Consider the following 1,238-nt stretch of genomic DNA (forward strand, 5'->3'; position numbering starts at 1 on the left):
TGCCGCTGATCGCGCTGACTGAACGGCCAGCGCGAGGCGCTGGTGAAACCACTGAGCCCCCACCCGAACATCGTCGGGGATGTGGAGCATCAGCGGGGTGGACCAGCGGATCGGTCTCTTGATCGGCCAGGCGTCATTCGGCACCCCATGGCGTACTTGCCCCTCGACCCGTCGCTGCTCGACCACGCCTGTGCTTCCAGGTCGCGGAGTTGATCACCAGTACCAAGGGCGTTATCCCATCGATCCGACATCCTCGGCGTTCCCGCTCGTGATTGGGTCGATGTCGTCGATCGTGCGCGCCAGGCGTGACGCCACTTCGCTGTCGTCGTGAACCGACAAGGCCTGGTTGACGATCAGCCAATCCGGGATGTCGTCGCCGCGGACGTACTTGCAAAAGCAGTTGTAGATCGCGTAATAGGCGAACTCGACCGAGTCCGGGAATGCCAGATCGTCGTCTTGCAGCGCGGTGATGGGCTCGAGGTATCGGCTGCCGATATCCGCGAGATCCACGCCGGCGCGAGCGGAGCGAAGGGCATCGGCCGGAAGCTCGACATCCACGTGGTGCCACATCCCGACAACCGAGTCGCGGTAGCGAAGCGGGGCGGGCTCGCCCCGAATAAAGCCGATCCAGGTCGGCAGGGCATCCTCGCATAGCGAAAGGTGAACCTGTCGTCGGCGATCAGCTCCCAGTTGGAAGAACAGTTCCCTCGGCGTCATGAGCGATTCTAACGAAACGTCAGGACTCGGCCGACAACGTGCGCCCCGTGGCCGACAAGCACACTCATCCTCCGCGGAAGATCGACGGGCCGAGCGTCCTACAGCCGCCTGCAGTACGCGCTCATACCGATGAGCGGACGTCCACTTTGCGGGATCGGCGATCAATGGATACGGTGACGCCGTGATTTATTCAACTGGGAAGGGCGTCGTGCGCCTCAGCCGGTGATCCCCGGAAGGGCCCTGACTCCCGGCGCGCGCCATCGTGCGGGTGAGGTTGGGTCGATTACCCAAGATCGGAAGCGCTTGCAGCGCCAGCGTTCGACTGCCACCAGCGAGATCAGGTTCGACTATCAGCCAGGACCGTCCGGACGTACCGACGTCCACCGGATCATGCCCCGCATCGATACCATCCCTCTGACCGATCTCATCGACACCTTCGAAATCTGTGCTGGCATGCAGCCTGCAGGTGACGCGTACGGCGGACTCGTACCCCGATTCGTCCGGTTCGAGTCGGCGATGGA

Annotated in this window: 3 protein-coding genes; 1 reads left to right on the forward strand and 2 read right to left on the reverse strand. The window is 63.2% G+C overall.

Going from position 1 to position 1,238, the window contains the following annotated elements:
• Both ACFWF2_RS33585 and ACFWF2_RS33590 read right to left on the reverse strand, forming a co-directional pair.
• The coding region (locus tag ACFWF2_RS33585; RefSeq protein ID WP_379311506.1) for a hypothetical protein at positions 1 to 186 on the reverse strand (186 nt) is incomplete at its 3' end.
• A 45-nt stretch (positions 187 to 231) separates the two neighbouring features.
• On the reverse strand, positions 232 to 717 hold the full coding sequence (locus ACFWF2_RS33590) for a hypothetical protein (protein ID WP_379311507.1): 486 nt from the start codon (positions 715 to 717) through the stop codon (positions 232 to 234).
• 303 nt (positions 718 to 1,020) lie between these two features.
• Between ACFWF2_RS33590 and ACFWF2_RS33595 the strand changes: the two genes are divergently transcribed.
• The coding region (locus ACFWF2_RS33595) for a hypothetical protein (RefSeq protein ID WP_379311508.1) at positions 1,021 to 1,238 on the forward strand (218 nt) is incomplete at its 3' end.

Origin of the sequence: Nocardia sp. NPDC060259 (genome assembly GCF_042728775.1) — a bacterium.
Taxonomy (GTDB): Bacteria; Actinomycetota; Actinomycetes; order Mycobacteriales; family Mycobacteriaceae; genus Nocardia.

Bases quoted from the DNA above. Each gene is read 5' to 3' on its own strand.
- ACFWF2_RS33590 (WP_379311507.1), bottom strand. From the start codon at position 717: ATGACGCCGAGGGAACTGTTCTTCCAACTGGGAGCTGATCGCCGACGA.